The organism is Pseudomonas sp. B21-056, from assembly GCF_026016325.1.
In the GTDB taxonomy this organism is placed as follows: domain Bacteria; phylum Pseudomonadota; class Gammaproteobacteria; order Pseudomonadales; family Pseudomonadaceae; genus Aquipseudomonas.
On record NZ_CP087203.1, the window covers coordinates 6418525 to 6441008 of the forward strand.

Sequence of the window (22484 nt, forward strand, 5' to 3'; positions counted from 1 at the left end):
TGCAGCAGACGACAACAAACGGTAGTTTTACGCCAAATGCACACCCACCCAGGAACAGTGGCAATTCTCGTTTATGAGGGCCTTTGCGTTTTCGAATTTGGTATTGCGCTGGAGATATTCGGGCTGCCCCGTCCGGAGCTGGACGTTGCCTGGTACGCCCACCGCATCGTCGCTGTCGATCCGGGCCCCATGCGGGCCTTGGGTGGTATCCAGATCTCGGTCGACGCCGGGCTGGAAGAGCTGGAAACCGCGGATACCATCATCATTCCCGGCTGGCGCAGCTATCACGAAGCGCCTCCGCAAGCGCTGCTCGATGCCCTCAGAAGCGCTCATGCCCGGGGTGCCCGCTTGCTGTCGATCTGCTCGGGTGTCTTCGTACTCGCCGCCACCGGACTGCTCGACGGTGAAACGGTGACCACCCATTGGCAGTTTTCCCATGAGCTTGCCGAACGCTTTCCTCTCATCAAGGTGGACCCGAATGTACTGTATGTCGATTCGGGGCAAATCATTACCTCAGCCGGCAGTGCCGCCGGCATCGACGCCTGTCTGCACCTGATCGCCCGGGATTTCGGCACCCACGTTGCCAACTCGGTGGCCCGTCGCCTGGTCATGGCGCCACAGCGAACCGGTGGCCAGTCGCAATTCATCGTCGCGCCTGTGTGCAAGTCGCCGCGCAACGAACTGAGCCAGGTCCTGCAGTGGATCCGCGAGCATCTGGACCAGCCCCTGAGCGTGTCCGACATGGCCGCTCGCGTGGCCATGAGCGAGCGCACCTTCCTGCGTCGCTTCATCGAAACCACCGGCCTTTCGCCAAAAGCCTGGCTGCAACAGGAACGACTGAACCGGGCCAGGGAGCTGCTGGAAACCACCGATCAGAGCGCGACCGGCATTGCGCAGGCCTGTGGTTACCGCTCGGTGGAAAGTTTCCGGGCGGCGTTCAGGAACGCCGTCGGCTTGCCGCCCTCGGCCTATCGTGAAAGATTTGGCGGCGCGAAGGTCCACCAGCAAGCGGCCCGGGTTGCAACGGCTGACACTAATCCAGCAACCGATGCAGCTTGGCGTACTGCAACAGCATGATGGTCTTGCCGTCGCAGATTTCTCCCGTCTCGATCATGCCCAGGGCCTGGTCGAGCGGCAGCTCAAGCACCTCGATGTCCTCGCCCTCGTCCTCCAGCCCGCCGCCGGCGTGTCGCTTGTCTTCGTCGAAATATTCGCCGACGAAAAAATGTAGCCGCTCCGTCACCGAACCCGGGCTCATAAAGGCTTCGAAGACTTTGCGCACGTTCTGGATGACGTAGCCGGTTTCTTCCTGGGTTTCCTTGCGGATGCAGGTGTGCGGATCGTCGTTGTCCAACAGGCCGGCACAGGTTTCGATCAACAGGTCATCATGTCCGTTGACGAAGGCCGGAAAGCGGAATTGCCGGGTCAGCACCACGGTCTGCTTGGCCTTGCTGTACAGCAGGATCGTGGCGCCGTTGCCGCGGTCATAGGTCTCGCGCGTCAACTCTTGCCACCGGCCGTTGCGGCCAAGGTAGTCATAGGTGGTCTTGCGCAGCACGTACCAGTTGTCCGAGAGGACTTCGACGTTCTTGATGCGGACGCGGTCCTTGGTGCTGATTGCCTGTGTCATTCATCCCCCTTCATTCGAGACCAGGGTTCCATTTGAAAACCTGCTCACGCTTGCTTGATGTCGTTCACAATACCGCCGGGACGCGAGGCAATGCTCGTTTATGAGCCGTCTTGCCGTAGGCGCGCTCGATGATTTCTCGAGCCTGAGGCGACACCTCTTCGCCCATCAGATACGCATCGATCTCCTTGTAACTGCAGCCATACGCCACCTCATCCAACCGACCGGGTGCCAGGTCTTCCAGATCGGCGGTCGGCGCCTTGCGCACCAGGTACGCAGGAGCGCCCATGGTGTCGGCCAACAAACGCACCTGAGTCTTCGTCAGCCCCGACAGCGGCGCCAGGTCGCATGCGCCGTCACCGAATTTAGTGAAAAAACCCATCACCGCCTCGGCGCCATGGTCGGTTCCGACCACCAGCCCATTGCTCATATTGGCAATCGCGTATTGCGCCAGCATCCGTGCCCGGGCCTTGGCATTGCCTTTGGCAAAGTCTGCGAGTTCGGCCGAAGGCTGCAAACCGTCGATCGCGATATTGGCCATCAGTCCATCCACACACGCGGCAATATTGCTCGTGGTGATCAAGTCAGGCCGGATGAAGTCCAGGGATGCTTGAGCGTCATGTTCATCTGCCTGGGCCTTGTAAGGCAGTCGCACGGCGATAAAGCGCGCCTCGTAATCCTCACTCCGCAGCTGCTCCACGGCCAACTGGCACAGGCGCCCGGCGGTGAGCGAGTCGACGCCGCCGCTGATACCGAGCACCAGGGACATGCAACCCGACTCCCGTAGAACCTGCTTGATAAACCCAACGCGACGGGCAATCTCGAGGTGCTCACCGCCCTGTTTGAGTTGGCGATCGATGCCCAGTTCCCGGGCTATACGCTCTTGCTGAAGTGAAGTCATATCAGGCTCCCAGCTGTGGATTGATCAGGGCGACGTTGAACACTTGGGCGGCATAGCGAAGGAACGAAACATCTTCACAGACGTTCTTGATCGGGTCATCGGAGAACTTCACCACCGGCTCGCCGTGGACGCGCACCAGTTTCATGACAATGCTCAGCGGTTCGACCCCCTCGACATCGCAGGCCAGACTGGTGCCCATGCCAAAACCGAACCTGGCCTTGCCGCGAACATGACGCAGGATCGGCAAGCATTTTTCGAAATTGAGGCCATCGGAGAACATCAGGTCCTTGGTCCGTGGGTCGACACCCAATTCCCGGTAACGCCCCAGCACCTTGTCAGCCCAGGCAATAGGGTCACCTGAATCCTGGCGCAGCCCGTCATACAGCTTGGCGAAGTACAGGTCGAAATCCTTGAGAAAGAAGTCGGTGCTGATGCAGTCCGTCAGTGCAATGCCGAGCCGGCCACGATACTCGCGCACCCAGTTCTCCAAGGCCGCGTTCTGACTCTCGCGCAAGCGCCCCAGTTGCTGATGGACCATCAGCCATTGGTGAGCCATCGTGCCAATCAGCGGAAGATCGAACTCGTAGGCCAAGTGAGCGTTACTGGTGCCGACAAACACACCTGGAAAATCACTGCGCATAATATTCACCACTTCACGTTGCGCCCTGAAGGACAGCCGACGGCGGGTGGAAAAGTCGGAAACACGGAACTCAGCGAGTTCTTCACGACTGGCGTTTTTCTCCAGCCACTCGAACTTCTGGTACAGCTTGCGGGTAACGTCGGCCAATTCGACTTCGGGGTACTTCTCGCGGTTGCGCAGTTCGCTGACCATCGCCAGTACCGGCTGCTCGAACATGATGCAGTGCAACATCGGACCGCGGACGCGGATATGCAGTTGGCCGTCGACCTCCGACACGTGGATGTAGCGCAGATTGAAGCGAAACAGGCCGAGGAACTGTTCGAAGTCCGGTGTCAGGTACTCGCGAAAACGCTTGTTGAACAGAAACCTTTGCTCCCCCTCGCGCAACTGCAAGCCGGCGAGCTTCTCAAGCTCCACACGAATGTCCGGGATCAGGTGACCGAGCCGCTCTTTGGAACGCACGATGAACTGATACTCCACCTCCACGTTCGGGTGCTGGTGCAAGACCGCCTGCATCATGGTGAAGGTGTAGTAGTCGGTATCCAGAAGGCCCTGGATGACGCCGTTGCTTGAATCGAATGCGCTGTCCATGTGTGCTCCTTACTCGCCTGCCAGGCGGACGGTTTCTTCGCGGGTCCTGGCAATCCAGACCCCCGCTTGCTGCAGGTCCTGAACGGCTTGTGTGGCGCCCTCCTCGCTAATGGCCCGGCAGGCTGGCAGGTGAACGATCACCTTGAAGCCGGCGGTAGCCAGTTGCAGGGCCGTGGTCTTGACGCAGAAATCCAGCGCCAGCCCACCGACAAGGACTTGCTCCACACCCATACCTTTCAGGTACTCGATCACCCCGGTGGACAGCTTGCCGTGCAGGTCGTGGTAACAGGCGCCGTACGGGTGCAAATCCGGCTCGACGCCCTTCCAGACGAAATAGTCGTAGTCGTAAGGGGTCGGCAATTCGTCCAGCAAGGTGAAACCTTCGGTGCCGGGGACACAGTGGCTGACCCAAGTGAGGTCGGCATGCTCGAGCCCGGTCGGTGCGAGCATCTGGGAATGCTCGGCAACCACCCATGGCGCCTGAGGCGAATGGGCATCCTTGCTGCCGACGCGCAGGCTGGCCAGGGCAGCAATGAAATTCAGCTCATCGCCAATCTGCTCGCCACCAGGCACTGGCAGCTCATCAGGGCAAAGCGGTGTAAAGCTCTTTTGCGCATCGACATCGAAGGAAGCCGTCTTACGGTTCAGGCTATTCATGCTGGTTTCTCCTGTTCACGGAAACGAGAGTACATAACGTGTACTTTTGTGACAAGTCACTGTGAAAAAGAATTTTGCCGGATGCTTTCCCAATGCCAAATAACAATAAAACCGGATCAGAACAGTTCGTCGAACACGATTTTGATGATACGGTACATGTCGTGTACCCAAAGAGGATAAACCATGTTCGAACTGGCCCTTTACGGCGGCGCCTTCAATCCCCCGCATGCCGGCCACGCCCAGGTGATGATCCAGGCGTCATTCCAGGCCAGGCGCGTGCTGGTCGCCCCAAGCCTCCGGCATCCCTACAGCAAGCGAATGGTTGACTATGAAGTCCGCCTGAAATGGCTGGAGTCGATCGTCGAGCACGTTCAGCCACTGTGTTGCGCGCAAGTGCAGGCAAGCCGGGTCGAGCAGGTCGTGGCACGTGGCGTCGAAGGCGCCATCTACAGCTACATCCTGCTTGCTCACCTCGCCGACAGCCTGGCTCTGGACGGCAAGCGGATAGCGCTGGTGGTGGGTCAGGACGTCGCGGATCTGTTACCGACCTTCTATCGCGGCCAGGAATTACTGGAGCGCTTTTCCATCCTTTGTGTGGAGGAAAAGATTCATGTGCGCAGCACGCTGGTTCGCGAACGATTGGCCCTGGGCGAGCCGCTTCCCACCGACTGGATGGCTCCCGGCATGAACCCGTTAAACTACGATCTTTACGCTACCCACGGAAATCGACATGCCCACTAGTACAGCCCCCGCGCGCGATTATCTGCACACCATCGACCTCTGTGTGCTGCGCTTCAACCGGGAAGCCCAGGCCCTTGAAATCCTCCTGAACCGCAGGGAGGCCGAGCCGTTCACCGGCCACTGGGCGCTGCCTGGGATCGTGGTGAACGGAGGGGTCGAAGATCTCACACTGAACGACGCCGTGGAGCGCCTGCGCAACTCGAACAAAGTGGGCATGCCGCTGGCCTGGATCGAACAGGTCGGTACCGTCGGCGACGCATTCCGCGATCCACGTTGCTGGTCATCGTCGACGTTCTATCTGGCCATTGTCAGCGACACGCCCCCGCTCGCCGAGTACCAGGGATTCTTTGCGCTCAAAGACGTCGCTGACGCCACGACAAGACTCCCTTTCGACCACAACAGCCTGGTGGCTGCCGTACAGGAGCGACTGTTCTCCAAAGCGCTCTACAGCAGCCTGCCGCTGATGTTCCTGGGTCCGGAATTCAGCGCGCCGGAAGCCGTGGGGATTTTTTCCCTGGTACTCGAGCGTCCGGTGCTCAAGACCAGCATGCGCCAGCGTCTGCTGAAGATGACCGAAGCAGGCTACCTGCAGGAAACCGGCCGCAAGAAAAGCGGTGACGGTGGCCGTCCACAACGCACAGTGGAAAACCTCAAGCCGGGTAGCGTTTACCTTTTTGACCGGTGTTTTCTGGAGTGATGCTCAGTCCGGAATCCGAGGTCCCGGCAAGCGCGCATCTGCGTCACTTGATGCCATAAAAATTCTTACGATTGCCCATCATCTTTTCTAGTTCGACAAAACCTGTCCACTCGTCAAATCTTCGCCCCACCCTGGCGGGGACTCATAAAAACAAGACCTGACGAGCGTGATTCATGGGCATCAGTATGAAATTCGGTCACAAGATCCTTCTCGGTGCCTGTGTCATCTCGGTGGCAGTATTCCTGTCGTTCTCACTGCTCAATGACCATCGACAACAAGCAAGCACCCGCGACGCATTGCACAGCAGTTTGCAGACCACGGGCAAGTTGCTCGGTGCCAACCTCGACAACTGGCTGGCCGGTCGGCTCCTGTTGATCGAGGGTGCCGCCCAAACCATCGCCGCCGCCCCCACACCGGCGACCGTCGGCAGGATGCTCGCCCAAGACATCATCACCAGGACCTTTATCGCCAGCTATGTCGGGTTCCAAGACAGCCGTTTCTTCATTTATCCCGAGCGGGTGATGCCCGATGGCTACGATGTTCGCCAACGCCAGTGGTACAAGGAGGCGGCTGCCTCTCTCAGCCCGGTGCTGACCGAACCCTACATCGGTGCCGGCATCGATTACCTGATCATGACCGAGGCGGTGCCGATCAAAATCGATGGCAAGGCAGCCGGCGTATTCGGGGCGAGCCTGAGCCTGGAAAAGCTTGCCAAGATCGTCAACTCCGTCGATCTCAACGGCATCGGCTATGCCTTCCTGGTCAGCGACGACGGCAAGATCCTGGTGCACCCGGACAGCGCACTGGTCACCAAGACCCTGGCCCAGGCGTTCCCCGAAGGCGCTCCGGCTATCAACGACAATCTGAATGAAGTACAGGAAAACGGCAGCACTCGGATCGTCACATTTACACCGATCAACGGCCTGCCGTCGTTGCACTGGTCCATCGGCTTGTCGGTGGACAAGGATAAAGCCTACGCCGCGCTCCATGAGTTTCGCACTTCGGCCCTGATTGCGACGCTGATTGCGGTGCTGGTCACCATCGGTTTGCTCGGTCTGTTGATAAACGCTTTGATGCGGCCATTACGCAATATGGGCATGGCCATGCAATCCATCGCCGATGGCGAGGGTGATCTGACCCAACGCCTGCACAGCCTGTCCCAGGACGAGTTTGGCGTGATGGCCGGCGGCTTCAACCGCTTCGTCGAACGCATCCAGCATTCGATCCGCGAAGTGCTGACCTCCAGTAGCCAACTCACCCAACTGGCTGCGCAGGTCAGCCAGGCATCGCACTCGTCCCTGAAAAGCTCCGACACCCAAGCGGCGTTGACCCATAACATCGCCACCGCCATCAACGAACTGGGCGCCGCCGCCCAGGAGATCGCCCGTAGCGCCGCTCATGCGTCAAGCCGCGCCTCGGATACCAAGAACCAGACCCAGGAAGGCCAGCAGGTGGTGGAGCGCAGCATCAGCGCCATGGCACAGCTTTCATCACAGGTGATCAATACCCGCCAGGACATCGAAAGCCTGAATGAGAAAACCTTGAAAATCGGCCGGATCCTCGACGTGATCAAGGGCATTTCCGACCAGACCAACCTGCTGGCCCTGAATGCCGCTATCGAGGCCGCCCGTGCCGGAGACGCCGGACGTGGTTTTGCCGTGGTCTCGGACGAAGTGCGCACCCTCGCCCATCGCACTCAACAATCGGCGCAGGAAATTCACAACATGATCGAGGAGTTGCAAGCCGGCGCCGGCAACGCCGTCAACGCCATGCTGGAAAGCCAGCGTCACAGCGACACCAACGTCACTACCGCGAGGCTTGCCGGTGAACGGCTTAATCAAGTGCTGCGGGGCATTGGCGAGATCGACGAGATCAACCTGTCCATGGCCACTGCCACTGAGGAACAAACCTCGGTGGTAGACAATCTGGATCGCGACATCAGCCACATCAATGACCTGAACCAGAAGACGGTCGGCAATCTGCAATCCACCTTGCAGGCGTGCAATGAACTGGAAAAACAGTCGATTCGCCTGCAACAGATGGTCAACACCTTCAAGATCTGAAGGTGATTCAGGACAGGCCTTCGAGCAAGCCTGCATCCCGTAGCAGATCCACGATCACCTGCTCATCTACCGCATAGACTCCACGCGAAGCCTTCCAGACCAATTTCTTCTCCTGAAGGGCCAGAAGCGCTTGCTGAACGCCGGGCACTTCTACCTTTATGTCACTCTCTGCGATACCGGCCTGCGCCATCGCTTTCGCGTACAGGTTTATCGTAGGAGCTTCGAAGGGCGCATAACTTTCGCCCTTGGCGCTCATGACGCGGATGACGGCGGACTGGATAGGCGTCAGGCTATGAATCACTTTCTGCAGGTCTGCGTTGAGTTCATCAGCTTGCGCCCGAACCAGCAGGGCGAACCGCTGTGGGACGATTTCCGGGTCTAATGCGAAATCGAACCTGATTTCGTCTGCGGCAGCACCGAGCAACTCAGGTCGGTAGCCGCTCTCCTTGAACAACTCGAACACATTGCAGGGATCGAGCGGATGGGGAAGGTCAACATTGGCGCAGAACCAGTTGATGAAGTCTTGATCCAGGGTTGGGAACGGCACCATAGAGGCTCCGAAAAACGCTTGATCCTTGCTGTTGCGCAGCATAGCCAGCTTGTCCCGGTTCGATCCTGTGCAAACGATGCGCAGGCCATGATGCTTCGAACTATTGAGCTCGTCCCTCGCCGCTTTCAATGCGAACAGGGCCGCTACGCCCTCATCGGTGGTGATCGCATGCTGAGCTTCGTCGATGATCAGGACAATGATCTTTTTTGATTCATCCGAGAGCGCTGCAAGCGCCGTGGTCAAATCAATATCTTTGCCGAGTCCGATCTTGTCCAGACTGAAGCTCAGGCCGCCAACGCTCACTTTCTCCATGCCAGCACTCTTCGCCAGACGCGTCACGAATCCTTCGCTGCGCCCAACAGCCTCCCGGACCGCCTGCACAATGACTAGACCGGGATCTTTTGTCTGGTCTTTCCAGAGATCGGCGTACAGGACAATCGCTCCCGCTTCTTCCAACGCAGGTCGCAAGTCTTCTCGGGCGAAGGTTGATTTGCCGGTACGTCGAGGAGCCGCCAGGAAGACGCCCGAGCTGGCAGCGCTACCGATGGCGACCTGCATGATCAGTTTTGAAAGGCGGGCAGCCAAAGCAGGGCGATGGTAGAAAATTTCAGCCATTGGAAGGGCCTCTTCTATAGGAAACTATAGAGCGACTATAGACCAATTATTCGCCGTGATTTGCTATTTATAGAGAACTATAGAGAACTATAGAGCGACTATAGACCGATTATAGTCGCTCAACCTCTCCGGCAAACTCGCGCCCCTCACTCCACCGTCACAGACTTCGCCAGGTTCCGCGGCTGATCGACATCAGTACCCTTGAGCACGGCCACGTAGTACGACAGCAGTTGCAGCGGAATGGTGTAGAGGATCGGCGCCAGGCTGTCGTGGATGTGCGGCATGTGCACGACGTGAGTCCCTTCGCCGTTGGTCATGCCGGCTTTTTCATCAGCGAAGACGATCAACTGGCCACCCCGGGCGCGCACTTCTTGGAGGTTGGACTTGAGTTTTTCCAACAGCTCGTTGTTCGGCGCCACGGTGACCACCGGCATGTCGTTGTCCACCAGGGCCAACGGGCCGTGCTTGAGCTCACCGGCCGGGTAGGCTTCGGCGTGGATGTAGGAGATTTCCTTGAGCTTCAGGGCGCCTTCCATTGCTACCGGGAATTGCGCGCCACGGCCCAGGAACAGGGTGTGGTTCTTCTCGGCAAACAGTTCGGCGATTTTTTCCACGGTGCTGTCCATCGCCAGGGCTTCACCCAGACGGGTCGGCAGGCGACGCAATTCTTCCACCAGCTTCGCCTCGACGCCCTCGGCCAAGGTCCCGCGCACCTGACCCAACGACAGGGTCAACAACAACAGACCGACCAACTGGGTGGTGAAAGCCTTGGTCGAAGCCACGCCGATTTCGCGGCCGGCCTGGGTCAGCAGGGTCAGGTCGGACTCGCGCACCAGCGAGCTTATGCCGACGTTGCAGATCGCCAGGCTGGCGAGGAAACCCAGGGCCTTGGCATTGCGCAGGGCCGCCAGGGTATCGGCGGTTTCACCGGACTGGGAGATGGTGACGAACAGCGTATCCGGTTGCACCACCACTTTGCGGTAACGGAATTCACTGGCCACTTCCACCTGGCACGGAATACCGGCCAGCTCCTCCAACCAGTAACGGGCGACCATGCCGGCGTGATAGCTGGTGCCGCAGGCAACGATCTGCACGTTGCGAACCTTGGCGAACAACTCGGCTGCCTGTGGGCCGAAGGCCTGGACCAATACCTGGCTCGGGCTCAAGCGCCCTTCCAGGGTACGTTGCACCACGGCGGGTTGCTCGTGGATTTCCTTGAGCATGAAGTGGCGGAACTCGCCCTTGTCGGCGGCTTCGGCGCCGTCGCGGTACTGCACGGTCTCGCGCTCTACCGCTTGGCCATCGAGATCCCAGATCTGCACGCTGTCGCGACGAATCTCGGCGATGTCGCCTTCTTCCAGGTACATGAAACGGTCAGTGACCTGACGCAGCGCCAACTGGTCCGACGCCAGGAAGTTCTCCCCCAGGCCCAGGCCGATCACCAACGGGCTGCCACTGCGGGCCGCCACCAGGCGATCCGGTTGTTTCGCGCTGATCACCGCCAGGCCATAGGCGCCGTGGAGTTCCTTGACGGTCGCCTTGAGGGCTACGGTCAGGTCCATCAGTTCCTTGAGCTTGTGATTGAGCAGATGGGCGATGACTTCGGTGTCGGTGTCCGAAGTGAAAACGTAGCCCAAGGCCTTGAGCTGTTCGCGCAGGGCTTCATGGTTCTCGATGATGCCGTTGTGCACCACCGCCAGGTCGCCGGAGAAATGCGGGTGGGCATTACGCTCGCATGGCGCACCGTGGGTAGCCCAACGGGTGTGGGCAATGCCCAGGCGACCGATCAGCGGCTCGGCTTCCAGCGCCTGTTCCAACTCGCTGACCTTGCCCGGCCGACGCATGCGCGCAAGCTGTCCGTCGTTGGTGAGCACCGCCACACCCGCGCTGTCATAGCCACGGTATTCCAGGCGCTTGAGGCCTTCGAGCAGGATGGCTGTGATGTTGCGTTCAGCAACGGCGCCGACAATTCCACACATGTTATTTCTCCTGGCTGACAGACGCGCAGATCACCTGGATGCCGCGGGCCTGAATCTGATCGCGGGCCTCTACGGGCAGGCGATCATCGGTAATGAGGGTATGGACGCTGCTCCACGGCAGTTCCAGGTTGGGGATCTTGCGACCGATCTTGTCGGCCTCCACCATCACGATCACTTCACGGGCAACCTCAGCCATGACACGGCTCAGCCCCAGCAGTTCGTTGAAGGTGGTGGTACCACGGACCAGGTCGATGCCGTCGGCACCGATGAACAGCTGGTCGAAGTCGTAGGAACGCAGGACCTGTTCGGCCACCTGGCCCTGGAAGGATTCGGAATGCGGATCCCAGGTGCCGCCGGTCATCAACAGCACCGGTTCGTGTTCCAGTTCGTTCAAGGCCCTGGCGACGTGCAGGGAGTTGGTCATCACCACCAATCCCGGTTGCAGGCCAAGTTCAGGGATCATGGCGGCGGTGGTACTGCCGCTGTCGATGATGATTCGCGCATGTTCGCGAATCCGCTTCACAGCGGCCCGGGCAATGGCTTGCTTGTACCTGGAGATGCTCTGCGCGTTTTCGGCCACCAACTCTTGCGGCATCGGGACCGCGCCACCGTAACGACGCAACAGCAGGCCGTTGGTCTCCAGGGCGGCCAGGTCCTTGCGAATCGTAACTTCCGAGGTTTCGAAGCGCTTGGCCAGTTCGTCCACACTGACTTCACCCTGCTCTTGGAGCAAGGCAAGGATGTTGTGGCGGCGTTGGGGGGTGTTGCGCTTTGACATGGCAGCTTAAGTTTCGATTCGAAAGATAACGTAAGCAATCAAAACCTATTGCGCTGCGATCGTCAAGGCGAAGGGAGAAAAATTCAGAAAGAATGAGGTCCTGTGGGAGCGAGCCTGCTCGCGATAGCGGTACATCAGCCAAGTAGTCATCGACTGATACAACGCCATCGCGAGCAGGCTCGCACACAGGACGGTGTGGATAACTTTAAGGTTTCTTGATTTTTTCCGGACGCTTCCAGCCGTCGATATTCTTCTGGCGTGCACGACCTACAGCCAGTTGGCGGTTATCCACATTCTGGGTAATGGTCGAACCGGCCGCCGTGGTCGCGCCGCTGGAGATATCCACAGGCGCCACCAACGAGTTGTTGGAACCGATGAACACATCCTCACCCAGCACCGTCTTCCACTTGTTCGCGCCGTCGTAATTACAGGTGATGGTGCCGGCACCGATATTGGTGCGGGCGCCGACTTCAGCGTCACCCAGATAGGTCAGGTGACCGGCCTTGGCGCCCTCCCCCAGGTGGGCGTTCTTCAGCTCGACGAAGTTACCCACATGGGCACGGGCCTCCAGCACGGAGCCGGGACGCAACCGGGCAAACGGCCCGGCGTCGCTGCCTTCGCCCATGATCGCGCCTTCAAGGTGACTGTTGGCCTTGATGACCACGCCCTTGCGCAGGGTGCTGTCCTTGATCACGCAGTTCGGACCAATGACCACGTCATCTTCGATCACGACCTTGCCCTCGAGGATGACGTTGATGTCGATGACCACGTCGCGGCCCACCTGGACCTCACCTCGAACATCGAAACGGGCCGGGTCGCGCAGGGTCACGCCCTGGGCCATCAGCCGGCGAGCCGCACGCAACTGATAGTGACGCTCCAGCTCGGCCAGTTGCCGACGATCATTGGCGCCCTGCACTTCCATTGCATCCAGGGGCTGTTCGGTGGCGACCACCAGGCCGTCCGCCACCGCCATGGCAATCACATCGGTCAGGTAGTACTCGCCCTGGGCGTTGTTGTTCGACAGACGACTCATCCAGTCACCCAGCCGTTCGGCCGGTAATGCCAGGATCCCGGTGTTGCCCTCGGTGATAGCCCGTTGGGCTTCGTTGGCATCCTTCTGCTCGACGATGGCGGTGACCTGGCCGTCGGCGTTGCGCACGATACGACCGTAGCCGGTAGGGTCATCGAGTTCGACGGTCAGCAGGCCCAGTTGCTGCGGGGCAACGTGCTTGAGCAGGCGTTGCAAGGTGTCGACTTCAATCAGCGGCACATCACCGTAGAGAACCAGCACCGTATCGGCGGTAATGAACGGCACGGCCTGTGCCACCGCATGGCCTGTGCCGAGCTGTTTATCCTGCAGGACGAAATTCAGATCATCGGCCGCCAGGCGCTCCCGCACAGCATCCGCGCCATGGCCGATCACCACGTGAATGCGCTGTGGATCAAGTTGACGGGCGCTGTGGATAACATGACCCAGCATGGAGTTGCCGGCGATCGGATGCAGTACCTTGGGCAGCGCCGAACGCATGCGGGTGCCTTGGCCGGCCGCGAGGATAACGATTTCAAGAGACATGACGGGTACCAATCCTGGGTGGTCAATGACTGCGACCGACTGATGAGAGTCGCGAAAAGAAAAAAGGGTAGCCGAGGCTACCCTTTTTAATCAATCGCACAGAAAGCAGACGGCTTAGCCGCCGAACTTCTTGCGGATCTGCTGGACGGTGCGCAGCTGGGCTGCAGCCTCGGCCAGACGTGCAGCAGCGGAACCGTAGTCGAAGTCTGCGCCTTTTTCGTGCAGGGCCTTCTCGGCAGCCTTGACGGCTTCCTGAGCGGAGGCTTCGTCCAGGTCGGCAGCACGTTGCACGGTGTCGGCAAGGACCTTGACCATGTTCGGCTGAACCTCGAGGAAACCACCAGAGATGTAGAACACCTCCTTTTCCCCGCCCTGCTTGGTCAGACTAATCGGACCTGGCTTCAAGCTGGTGATCAGCGGTGCGTGACCCAGGGCGATACCAAGATCACCCAGCTCACCATGCGCAACCACAAACTCGACCAGACCGGAGAAGATTTCCCCTTCCGCACTGACGATATCGCAATGGACTGTCATAGCCATCTGATTGCCTCAACCTAAATTAGCGCCCGTTTCCGGGCGCCGGGATTACAGTTTCTTGGCTTTCTCGATCGCTTCTTCGATGCCGCCGACCATGTAGAACGCTTGTTCTGGCAGGTGGTCGTAGTCACCGTTGAGGATGCCTTTGAAGCCAGCAATGGTGTCTTTCAGGGAAACGTATTTACCCGAGGCACCGGTGAAGACTTCAGCCACGAAGAACGGCTGCGACAAGAAACGCTGGATCTTACGAGCACGGTTTACCAACTGCTTGTCGGCTTCCGACAGCTCGTCCATACCCAGGATCGCGATGATGTCCTTCAGTTCTTTGTAACGTTGCAACACGTACTGAACGCCGCGAGCGGTTTCGTAGTGGTCGTTGCCGATCACGTTCGGGTCCAGCTGACGCGAAGTCGAGTCCAGTGGGTCTACCGCTGGGTAGATACCCAGGGAAGCGATGTCACGGGACAGAACGACGGTGGCGTCCAAGTGGGCGAAGGTGGTCGCTGGCGACGGGTCGGTCAAGTCGTCCGCTGGTACGTATACCGCCTGGATCGAGGTAATCGAACCTTGCTTGGTCGAAGTGATGCGCTCTTGCAGCACGCCCATCTCTTCAGCCAGGGTCGGCTGGTAACCTACTGCCGAAGGCATACGGCCCAGCAGTGCGGATACTTCGGTACCGGCCAGGGTGTAACGGTAGATGTTGTCGACGAACAGCAGAACGTCGTTACCTTCGTCACGGAATTTCTCGGCCATGGTCAGGCCGGTCAGGGCTACGCGCAGACGGTTTCCCGGCGGCTCGTTCATCTGGCCGTAGACCAGTGCCACTTTGTCCAGAACGTTGGAATCCTTCATCTCGTGGTAGAAGTCGTTACCCTCACGAGTACGCTCACCCACACCGGCGAACACGGAATAACCGCTGTGCTCGATGGCGATGTTACGGATCAGTTCCATCATGTTTACGGTCTTGCCTACACCGGCACCACCGAACAGACCGACTTTACCGCCCTTGGCGAACGGGCAAACCAGGTCGATAACCTTGATGCCGGTTTCCAGCAGCTCGTTGCCGCCCGCTTGTTCAGCGAAGGTTGGCGCAGGACGGTGAATGCCCCAGCGCTCTTCGGTGTCAATCGGACCCGCTTCGTCGATCGGGTTGCCCAGTACGTCCATGATCCGGCCCAGGGTCGCTTTACCGACCGGTACGGAGATGGCTGCGCCAGTGTTGTTGACGTCCAGACCGCGCTTCAAGCCTTCGGTGGAGCCCATCGCAATGGTACGAACCACGCCGTCGCCCAGCTGCTGCTGAACTTCGAGGGTGGTTTCGGCGCCTTGAACCTTCAAGGCGTCGTAGATGCTCGGTACGTTGTCGCGTGGGAATTCCACGTCGATAACGGCGCCGATGATTTGAACGATACGTCCGCTACTCATAGCTGGATCCTCTGAATATTTGAACCGTTAAACCGCGGCAGCGCCGCCGACGATTTCCGAGATCTCTTGGGTGATCGCAGCCTGACGCGCCTTGTTGTAGATCAGCTGCAAATCGCTGATCAGATCACCGGCGTTGTCGGTAGCGTTCTTCATCGCGATCATCCGCGCGGCTTGTTCAGCTGCGTTGTTCTCGACCACCGCCTGGTACACCTGCGACTCCACGTAGCGGACCATCAAGCCGTCGAGCAGCTCCTTGGCGTCCGGTTCGTAGAGGTAGTCCCAGTGGTGCTTGAGTTCCTGTTCCGGGGTCGCAACCAATGGAATCAACTGCTCCACGGTCGGCTGTTGCGTCATGGTGTTGATGAACTTGTTGGATACCACGGACAGGCGGTCGATCCGGCCTTCCAGGTAAGCATCCAGCATCACCTTGACGCTGCCGATCAGGTCATTGATCGACGGTTCTTCACCCAGGTGGCTGATAGCGGCGACGACGTTACCGCCGAAGTTGCGGAAGAAAGCCGCACCCTTGCTACCTACCACGCACAGATCGATCTCGACGCCTTGTTCGCGGTTTACCGCCATGTCCTTGACCAGGGCCTTGAACAGGTTGGTGTTCAAGCCACCGCACAGACCACGGTCACTGCTCACCACAACGTAACCGACGCGCTTGATGGCGCGGTCGATCATGAACGGGTGGCGATATTCCGGGTTGGCGTTGGCCAGATGACCAATCACCTGGCGGATGCGCTCCGCATAAGGACGGCTAGCAGCCATGCGCATTTGTGCCTTGCGCATTTTGCTGACCGCCACTTTTTCCATGGCGCTGGTAATCTTTTGCGTGCTTTTGATGCTCGCAATCTTACTGCGAATCTCTTTTGCGCCTGCCATGTAACACCTATCAGGTTAGCAAGCGGGAGCCTTGCGGCTCCCGCTGCGGCTTACCAGGTTTGGGTGGCCTTGAACTTCTCGATACCGGCTTTGAGGCCAGCGTCGATTTCGTCATTGAAGTCACCCTTCACGTTGATCTTGGCCATCAAATCGGCGTGATCGCGGTTGAAGAAAGCAATCAGCGCTTGTTCGAAGCTGCCGATCTTGGCGATTTCAATGTCAGTCAGGAACCCACGCTCAGCGGCATACAGCGACAGCGCCATGTCAGCGATCGACATCGGTGCGTATTGCTTCTGCTTCATCAGCTCGGTAACGCGCTGACCATGCTCAAGTTGCTTACGGGTCGCTTCGTCCAGGTCAGATGCGAACTGGGCGAATGCCGCCAGTTCACGGTACTGGGCCAGGGCGGTACGGATACCACCGGACAGCTTCTTGATGATCTTGGTCTGAGCGGCACCACCTACACGGGATACCGAAACACCGGCGTTCACTGCAGGACGGATGCCCGAGTTGAACATGGCCGATTCCAGGAAGATCTGACCGTCGGTGATGGAAATCACGTTGGTCGGAACGAACGCGGAAACGTCGCCAGCCTGGGTTTCGATGATCGGCAGGGCGGTCAGGGAACCGGTCTTGCCGGTCACTGCGCCATTGGTGAACTTCTCTACGTATTCTTCCGAAACGCGGGATGCGCGCTCCAGCAGACGGGAGTGGAGATAGAACACGTCACCTGGGTAGGCTTCACGGCCTGGCGGACGGCGCAGCAGCAGGGAGATCTGGCGGTAAGCCACTGCTTGCTTGGACAGATCGTCATAGACGATCAGCGCGTCTTCACCGCGGTCGCGGAAGTATTCGCCCATGGTGCAACCGGAGTACGGTGCCAGGAACTGCAGTGCGGCCGATTCGGAAGCACTGGCAGCAACGATGATGGTGTTAGCCAGTGCACCGTTCTCTTCCAGCTTGCGAACCACGTTGGCGATGGTCGATTGCTTCTGACCGATTGCCACGTATACGCAGAAGATACCGCTGTTTTTCTGGTTGATGATCGCGTCGATCGCCAGAGCGGTCTTACCGATCTGACGGTCACCGATGATCAGCTCACGCTGGCCACGGCCGACAGGGATCATGGCATCGACAGCCTTGTAGCCAGTCTGTACAGGCTGGTCTACCGACTTACGCCAGATCACGCCCGGAGCAACTTTCTCGACCGCGTCGGTCTCGGTGTTGTTCAGCGGACCTTTGCCGTCAACAGGGTTACCCAGTGCGTCGACTACGCGACCCAGCAGTTCCTTACCAACCGGAACTTCGAGGATGCGGCCGGTGCACTTGGCGCTCATGCCTTCAGCCAGAGTCGTGTAGGCGCCCAGTACAACGGCACCTACGGAGTCTTGCTCCAGGTTGAGGGCCATACCGTAGACGCCGCCCGGAAACTCGATCATCTCACCGTACATGACGTCGGCCAGACCGTGAATCCGCACGATACCGTCAGATACGCTGACGACAGTGCCTTCGTTACGGGCTTGGGAGGTCACATCGAGCTTTTCGATGCGGCCCTTGATAATTTCACTTATTTCGGAAGGATTGAGTTGCTGCATTGCTCTGCTGCCCCTTCAAACTCAAGATTTCAATGCTTCGGCAAGTTTCGCGATTTTGCCGCGAATCGAGCCATCGATAACCAGGTCGCCGGCGCGGATGACAACGCCCCCGATGAGGGACTTGTCTTCCTCGACTTGCAGGCGCACTTCCCGGTTGAGTCGTGCACTGAGAACCTTGGCGAGTTTGTCTTGCTGTTCTTGGTTCAATGCAAAAGCACTGGTGACTTCCACGTCTACCGATTTCTCCTGCTCGGCCTTGTACAGGTCGAACAGGGCGGCGATCTCCGGCAGAAGCGGGAGACGGTCGTTTTCAGCAACGACGTGAATGAAATTCTGTGCCTTGGCATCGAACTTTTCGCCGCACACGTCAATGAACGTGGCGGCCTTTTCTGCGCTCGTCAGTCGCGGGGCCTTGAGCACGCGCTGCATGGTGTCGTCTTGCGACACCGCTGCAGCCAGGCCGAGCATGGCTGACCAATTGGCCAGTTGCTGGTGGGCCTGAGCGTGCTCGAAGGCCGCCTTAGCGTAAGGTCGGGCCAACGTGGTCAGTTCTGCCATGATCGCCCTCGCTTAGATTTCAGCAGCCAGTTGGTTAACCAGCTCTGCGTGCGCGTTTTGATCGATTGTGGCACCCAGGATCTTCGAAGCACCGCCAACGGCCAGGCTACCCACTTGGGCACGCAGCGCGTCTTTGACACTGTTGAGTTCCTGTTCGATCTCGGCTTGAGCCTGAGCCTTCACACGGTCAGCTTCGACACGAGCCTGTTCACGGGCTTCGTCGACAATCTGGGTACCGCGTTTCTTGGCTTGCTCGATGATTTCAGCTGCCTGAGCTTTCGCTTCGCGCAGTTGCTGACCCACTTTCTCATGGGCCAACTCCAGGTCGCGAGCTGCTCGGCTGGCAGCGTCCAGACCATCAGCGATCTTCTTTTGACGTTCGTGCAATGCCGCAATGACCGGAGGCCATACGAACTTCATGCAGAACAGTACAAAAATCAGGAACGCAACGGACTGGCCAATCAGGGTCGCATTAATGTTCACGCCAACACCTCGCAGTTACGTTGTCCATCACATCAAACTACTCGAAAGAATCCGAGTAATTAGCCAGCGATCTGACCAACGAACGGGTTCGCAAAGGTGAAGAACAGAGCGATACCAACACCGATCATGGTCACGGCGTCGAGCAGACCGGCAACGATGAACATTTTGACTTGCAGCATTGGAACCATTTCCGGCTGACGCGCAGCGCCTTCCAGGAACTTGCCGCCCAGCAGGCCGAAACCAATTGCGGTACCCAGTGCGCCCAGGCCGATCAACAGTGCAACAGCGATAGCGGTTAGACCAACTACAGTTTCCATCTTTCCTCCCGACTTTTACGTCGTATGGTTTAGGTTTTTTTAATTTAAAGCGGTAAAACAAATCGTTTCATCATGGCCTGTTCGGGCCCCTTCCCGTTTGACCGGGAAGGACATCAGACTAGTCGAGACTGGCCTTAATGGTTTTCTTCGTGCGCCATCGACAGGTAGACGATGGTCAGCATCATGAAGATGAACGCCTGCAGGGTGATGATCAGGATGTGGAACACAGCCCACGCCCACTGCAGTACGACGCCCAGGCCGCTGAGCCAGAGCAGGCCGCTGCCGAACATCACAGCGATCAGGATGAACACCAGCTCGCCGGCATACATGTTGCCGAACAGACGCAGAGCCAGAGAGATTGGCTTGGCGATCAGGGTCACGAATTCCAGCAGGAAGTTCACCGGGATCAGCAGCGCTTGAACGAGGATGTTCTTGCTGCCGAACGGGTGCAGGGTCAGTTCGCCGATGAAGCCGCCGAGGCCCTTGACCTTGATGCTATAGAAAATGATCAGTGCGAAAACCGAGAACGCCATGCCCAGGGTCGCGTTCGGGTCAGTAGTCGACACGGCGCGGAACGGGATGTGGTGGTCACCGGAGATCAGGATGGCCAGTTGAGGAATCCAGTCGACCGGTACCAGGTCGACGGCGTTCATCAGGAACACCCAGACGAAGATGGTCAGTGCCAGCGGTGCGATCACCGGGCTACGACCGTGGAAGCTGTCCTTCACGCTGCCGTCGACGAACTCGACCAGGACTTCAACGAAGTTCTGCAGTGCGCCTGGCTGGCCCGACGTCGCCTTCTTGGCCGCCATGCGGAAAAGGAAAACGAAGATCAGGCCCAGCGCGACCGACCAGCCGAGGGTATCGACGTGGAAAGCCCAGAAACCCATTTCCTTGGCTTCTGCTGCGGAGTGGGCAAAGCCCCAGCCGCCGTTGGGTAGCTGACCGAAGGTCAGGTTCTGCAAGTGGTGCTGGATATAGCCCGAAGCGGTTGTCTCTGCCATGGTTGCCTCAAACGCCCTAAGGTCTCGAAAGTCTTGTTCTCATTAGCAGGGGAGCGAACCAGCTGACCATCTGGGTCAGCAGGAAGACGCCGAATACAGCCAGCGGCGCCAATGGCTTCACACCTGCGAACGTCAATGCAAACAGCACTGCCGTCAAAATCAGTTTCCCCGCCTCGCCGGCATAAAAAGACCGGACGATGGCTTGGGCTGCTCGGGCGCCGGAAAACCGAAATGCCCTGTGAGCGAAGTAAATATTGGGAAGCAAGGCTATCAGGCCTCCGCAAAGACCTGAATATCCGGCAACGACACCGCGCCATTGCCAGAGCGCCAATGAGGCGATCAGTACAACGACCAACTGGGTCATCAACACCGGGAAAACAGCCAGACGATGGAATGGCAGGCGGTTTGGCGTGCGTGTTTCCATCGCTTTTGCTCTCCAATGGTCGGCTGCCTGAAATCAATAACTTGGCATAATTTGTGCCGACAAAATGCGCGCAGAGTATAGGGGCGGTTCTGCCCCTATTCAACTGCCGGGTAGTGATTTCCGACTGCACGCTACAAGGGCAATTGTTTCAGCGAATGTGCGCAAGGACTCCCTGCAGCTCATCGAGGGAGTTATAGCCGATCACCAGTTGGCCCTTGCCCTTCTTGCCATGGCGAATCTGCACTGTAGAGCCCAGCCGCTCGGCCAGGCGCTGTTCCAGGCGGGCGATATCCGGGTCCGGTTTCGGTGCTTCGACCGGGGCTGGTTTGCCGCTCAGCCACTGCCGAACCAGTGCCTCGGTTTGGCGCACGGTCAGGCCCCGTGCGACAACATGTCGCGCCCCTTCAACCTGTTGATTTTCCGGCAAACCGAGCAAAGCCCGGGCATGACCCATTTCCAGGTCGCCATGGGACAGCATGGTCTTGATCACTTCCGGCAATGCGATCAGGCGCAGCAGGTTGGCCACGGTCACACGGGACTTGCCCACCGCTTCGGCAACCTGTTGCTGAGTCAGCTGGAATTCCTGTTGCAGACGCTGCAGGGCGACCGCTTCCTCGATCGGGTTGAGGTCTTCGCGCTGGATGTTCTCGATCAGCGCCATGGCAATGGCGGTTTCATCCGATACGTCGCGCACCATCGCCGGAATGGTTTCCTGCCCGGCCTGTTGACTGGCGCGCCAGCGGCGTTCGCCGGCAATGATCTCGAAGCGCCCGCTGCCGATCGAACGAACCACGATCGGCTGCATCACGCCCTGGGCCTTGATCGACTGGGCCAGTTCTTCCAGCGCCTGCGGATCCATGTCCCGGCGTGGCTGATACTTGCCGCGCTGGATCAGGTCCAGCGGCAAGTGCTGCAGCTCGCGTTCATCAGCCTGTACGGCCTGGTCCTCCAGCGCACTGACGGTGGGACCGCTGAGCAGCGCATCCAGTCCACGTCCGAGACCACGTTTCTTGACGGCCATGGGGTTTCCTTAAGTTGGCTGGGCGGCAGCGGTGCGTGGGTTGCGGCGCTGACGGCGAACCATTTCGCCCGCCAGGGCCAGGTAAGCCAGCGCACCACGGGATTGTTTGTCATAGGCCAGGGCCGGCATGCCGTAGCTCGGCGCCTCGGCCAGACGAATGTTACGAGGAATGACCGTGTCGTAGAGCTGCTCGCCGAAGTGTTCCTTGAGCTGGACCGATACGTCGTTCATCAGGCTCAGGCGCGGGTCGTACATGGTCCGCAGCAGGCCTTCGACCTTCAGCTCCGGATTCAGCAATTCGGAGATGCGCTTGATGTTATCCACAAGGTCACTCAACCCTTCCAAGGCAAAGTACTCGCATTGCATGGGGATGATCACCCCATCGGCGGCCACCAGCGCATTGAGGGTCAGCATCGACAGCGACGGCGGGCAGTCGATCAGGATGTAATCGTAGTTCTCCCGGATCGGCGCCAATGCGCTGCGCAGACGGCTTTCCTTCATCTGCATTTCCAGCAGCACCACTTCGGCTGCCGTCAGGTCACGGTTGGCCGGCAGCAGTTGATAACCGCCGTGTTCGGAGAAATGCATGGCCTGGCCCAGATCGCATTCACCGATCAGGACGTCGTAGATGGAGTTTTCCAGGCCATGTTTATCCACACCGCTGCCCATGGTGGCGTTGCCCTGTGGATCAAGGTCGATCAGCAGCACCCGGCGCTTGGTCGCGACCAGGGATGCTGCGAGGTTGATGCAGGTGGTGGTCTTGCCCACACCACCCTTCTGGTTCGCTATCGCGAATACCTTAGCCATTCTTGCTTGTGTT

The 22484-nt window shown here is 58.9% G+C and carries 23 protein-coding genes and 1 pseudogene; 5 read left to right on the forward strand and 19 right to left on the reverse strand.

The genetic code is table 11. From position 1 onward, the window contains the following. The first annotated feature begins 36 nt into the window (after positions 1-36). Complete coding sequence (gene ftrA / locus LOY67_RS28175; RefSeq protein ID WP_265065363.1) at positions 37-1077, forward strand: transcriptional regulator FtrA; 1041 nt, start codon at positions 37-39, stop codon at positions 1075-1077. On the opposite strand, the gene nudK is transcribed toward ftrA, so the two are convergent. The 4 genes from nudK to LOY67_RS28195 all read right to left on the reverse strand — a co-directional run bounded on the left by nudK (position 1034) and on the right by LOY67_RS28195 (position 4416). Next, positions 1034-1630: a GDP-mannose pyrophosphatase NudK gene (nudK, locus tag LOY67_RS28180; RefSeq protein ID WP_265065364.1), complete on the reverse strand. Its 597-nt coding sequence runs from the start codon at positions 1628-1630 to the stop codon at positions 1034-1036. The two genes, ftrA and nudK, sit on opposite strands and share 44 nt — an antisense overlap. A 64-nt stretch (positions 1631-1694) precedes the next feature. Continuing rightward, positions 1695-2528 (reverse strand): ammonia-dependent NAD(+) synthetase, encoded by an 834-nt coding sequence (nadE, locus tag LOY67_RS28185; RefSeq protein WP_265065365.1) that lies wholly within the window; start codon positions 2526-2528, stop codon positions 1695-1697. 1 nt (position 2529) lies between these two features. Continuing rightward, positions 2530-3759: a nicotinate phosphoribosyltransferase gene (gene pncB, locus LOY67_RS28190; protein ID WP_265065366.1), complete on the reverse strand. Its 1230-nt coding sequence runs from the start codon at positions 3757-3759 to the stop codon at positions 2530-2532. A gap of 9 nt (positions 3760-3768) precedes the next feature. After that, the gene (locus tag LOY67_RS28195; protein ID WP_265065367.1) at positions 3769-4416 is read right to left on the reverse strand and encodes a nicotinamidase; all 648 of its coding nucleotides are present in this window, start codon (positions 4414-4416) and stop codon (positions 3769-3771) included. 183 nt (positions 4417-4599) lie between these two features. Here LOY67_RS28195 and LOY67_RS28200 point away from each other — a divergent pair, with 183 nt between their 5' ends. The 4 genes and pseudogenes from LOY67_RS28200 to LOY67_RS28740 all read left to right on the forward strand — a co-directional run bounded on the left by LOY67_RS28200 (position 4600) and on the right by LOY67_RS28740 (position 7917). Beyond that, complete coding sequence (locus LOY67_RS28200; RefSeq protein WP_265065368.1) at positions 4600-5157, forward strand: adenylyltransferase/cytidyltransferase family protein; 558 nt, start codon at positions 4600-4602, stop codon at positions 5155-5157. Then, positions 5147-5854 carry an NUDIX hydrolase gene (locus LOY67_RS28205; RefSeq protein ID WP_265065369.1) on the forward strand — a complete coding sequence of 236 codons (708 nt, stop codon included), beginning with the start codon at positions 5147-5149 and terminating at the stop codon, positions 5852-5854. Before LOY67_RS28200 ends, LOY67_RS28205 begins: the two co-directional genes overlap by 11 nt. Before the next feature lie 185 nt (positions 5855-6039). After that, positions 6040-7059: pseudogene (locus tag LOY67_RS28735) on the forward strand (cache domain-containing protein); the annotation flags it as partial. Continuing rightward, complete coding sequence (locus LOY67_RS28740) at positions 7033-7917, forward strand: methyl-accepting chemotaxis protein (RefSeq protein WP_413776236.1); 885 nt, start codon at positions 7033-7035, stop codon at positions 7915-7917. The pseudogene LOY67_RS28735 and the gene LOY67_RS28740, both read left to right, overlap by 27 nt. Positions 7918-7924: 7 nt before the next feature. Here the strand turns inward: LOY67_RS28740 and LOY67_RS28215 are convergent, their stop codons facing one another. The 15 genes from LOY67_RS28215 to LOY67_RS28285 form a co-directional block, all read right to left on the reverse strand. Then, entirely contained in the window at positions 7925-9082 is a 1158-nt protein-coding gene (locus LOY67_RS28215; RefSeq protein WP_265065371.1) for an ATP-binding protein, read from the reverse strand. 146 nt (positions 9083-9228) lie between these two features. After that, on the reverse strand, positions 9229-11061 hold the full coding sequence (gene glmS, locus LOY67_RS28220; RefSeq protein WP_265065372.1) for a glutamine--fructose-6-phosphate transaminase (isomerizing): 1833 nt from the start codon (positions 11059-11061) through the stop codon (positions 9229-9231). A gap of 1 nt (position 11062) precedes the next feature. Next, on the reverse strand, positions 11063-11839 hold the full coding sequence (locus LOY67_RS28225) for a DeoR/GlpR family DNA-binding transcription regulator (protein WP_265065373.1): 777 nt from the start codon (positions 11837-11839) through the stop codon (positions 11063-11065). A 205-nt stretch (positions 11840-12044) separates the two neighbouring features. Then, entirely contained in the window at positions 12045-13412 is a 1368-nt protein-coding gene (gene glmU, locus LOY67_RS28230) for a bifunctional UDP-N-acetylglucosamine diphosphorylase/glucosamine-1-phosphate N-acetyltransferase GlmU (RefSeq protein WP_265065374.1), read from the reverse strand. Positions 13413-13526: 114 nt separating this feature from the next. Beyond that, complete coding sequence (locus LOY67_RS28235; protein ID WP_024777790.1) at positions 13527-13952, reverse strand: F0F1 ATP synthase subunit epsilon; 426 nt, start codon at positions 13950-13952, stop codon at positions 13527-13529. Between the two features lie 45 nt (positions 13953-13997). Further along, the gene (gene atpD, locus LOY67_RS28240) at positions 13998-15374 is read right to left on the reverse strand and encodes a F0F1 ATP synthase subunit beta (protein ID WP_024777789.1); all 1377 of its coding nucleotides are present in this window, start codon (positions 15372-15374) and stop codon (positions 13998-14000) included. Between the two features lie 27 nt (positions 15375-15401). Continuing rightward, positions 15402-16262 (reverse strand): F0F1 ATP synthase subunit gamma, encoded by an 861-nt coding sequence (gene atpG / locus LOY67_RS28245; protein ID WP_003187188.1) that lies wholly within the window; start codon positions 16260-16262, stop codon positions 15402-15404. A gap of 50 nt (positions 16263-16312) precedes the next feature. Next, entirely contained in the window at positions 16313-17857 is a 1545-nt protein-coding gene (gene atpA / locus LOY67_RS28250; protein ID WP_024777788.1) for a F0F1 ATP synthase subunit alpha, read from the reverse strand. A gap of 21 nt (positions 17858-17878) precedes the next feature. Next, positions 17879-18415, reverse strand: coding sequence for a F0F1 ATP synthase subunit delta (locus LOY67_RS28255; protein WP_265065375.1), 537 nt, complete (start codon positions 18413-18415; stop codon positions 17879-17881). A 12-nt stretch (positions 18416-18427) separates the two neighbouring features. Then, the gene (locus LOY67_RS28260; protein WP_030139033.1) at positions 18428-18898 is read right to left on the reverse strand and encodes a F0F1 ATP synthase subunit B; all 471 of its coding nucleotides are present in this window, start codon (positions 18896-18898) and stop codon (positions 18428-18430) included. Positions 18899-18957: 59 nt separating this feature from the next. Further along, positions 18958-19215 carry a F0F1 ATP synthase subunit C gene (gene atpE, locus LOY67_RS28265; protein WP_003097235.1) on the reverse strand — a complete coding sequence of 86 codons (258 nt, stop codon included), beginning with the start codon at positions 19213-19215 and terminating at the stop codon, positions 18958-18960. A gap of 134 nt (positions 19216-19349) precedes the next feature. Next, a complete protein-coding gene (gene atpB / locus LOY67_RS28270; protein ID WP_215000576.1) occupies positions 19350-20219 on the reverse strand; it encodes a F0F1 ATP synthase subunit A in 870 nt (289 codons plus the stop codon). 16 nt (positions 20220-20235) lie between these two features. Then, positions 20236-20643, reverse strand: a complete 408-nt coding sequence (locus LOY67_RS28275; protein ID WP_139641401.1) for a F0F1 ATP synthase subunit I — start codon at positions 20641-20643, stop codon at positions 20236-20238. Positions 20644-20791: 148 nt separating this feature from the next. Further along, positions 20792-21664: a ParB/RepB/Spo0J family partition protein gene (locus LOY67_RS28280; protein WP_265065376.1), complete on the reverse strand. Its 873-nt coding sequence runs from the start codon at positions 21662-21664 to the stop codon at positions 20792-20794. A 9-nt stretch (positions 21665-21673) separates the two neighbouring features. Further along, positions 21674-22471, reverse strand: a complete 798-nt coding sequence (locus LOY67_RS28285) for a ParA family protein (RefSeq protein WP_072397510.1) — start codon at positions 22469-22471, stop codon at positions 21674-21676. Between the last annotated feature and the right edge of the window lie 13 nt (positions 22472-22484).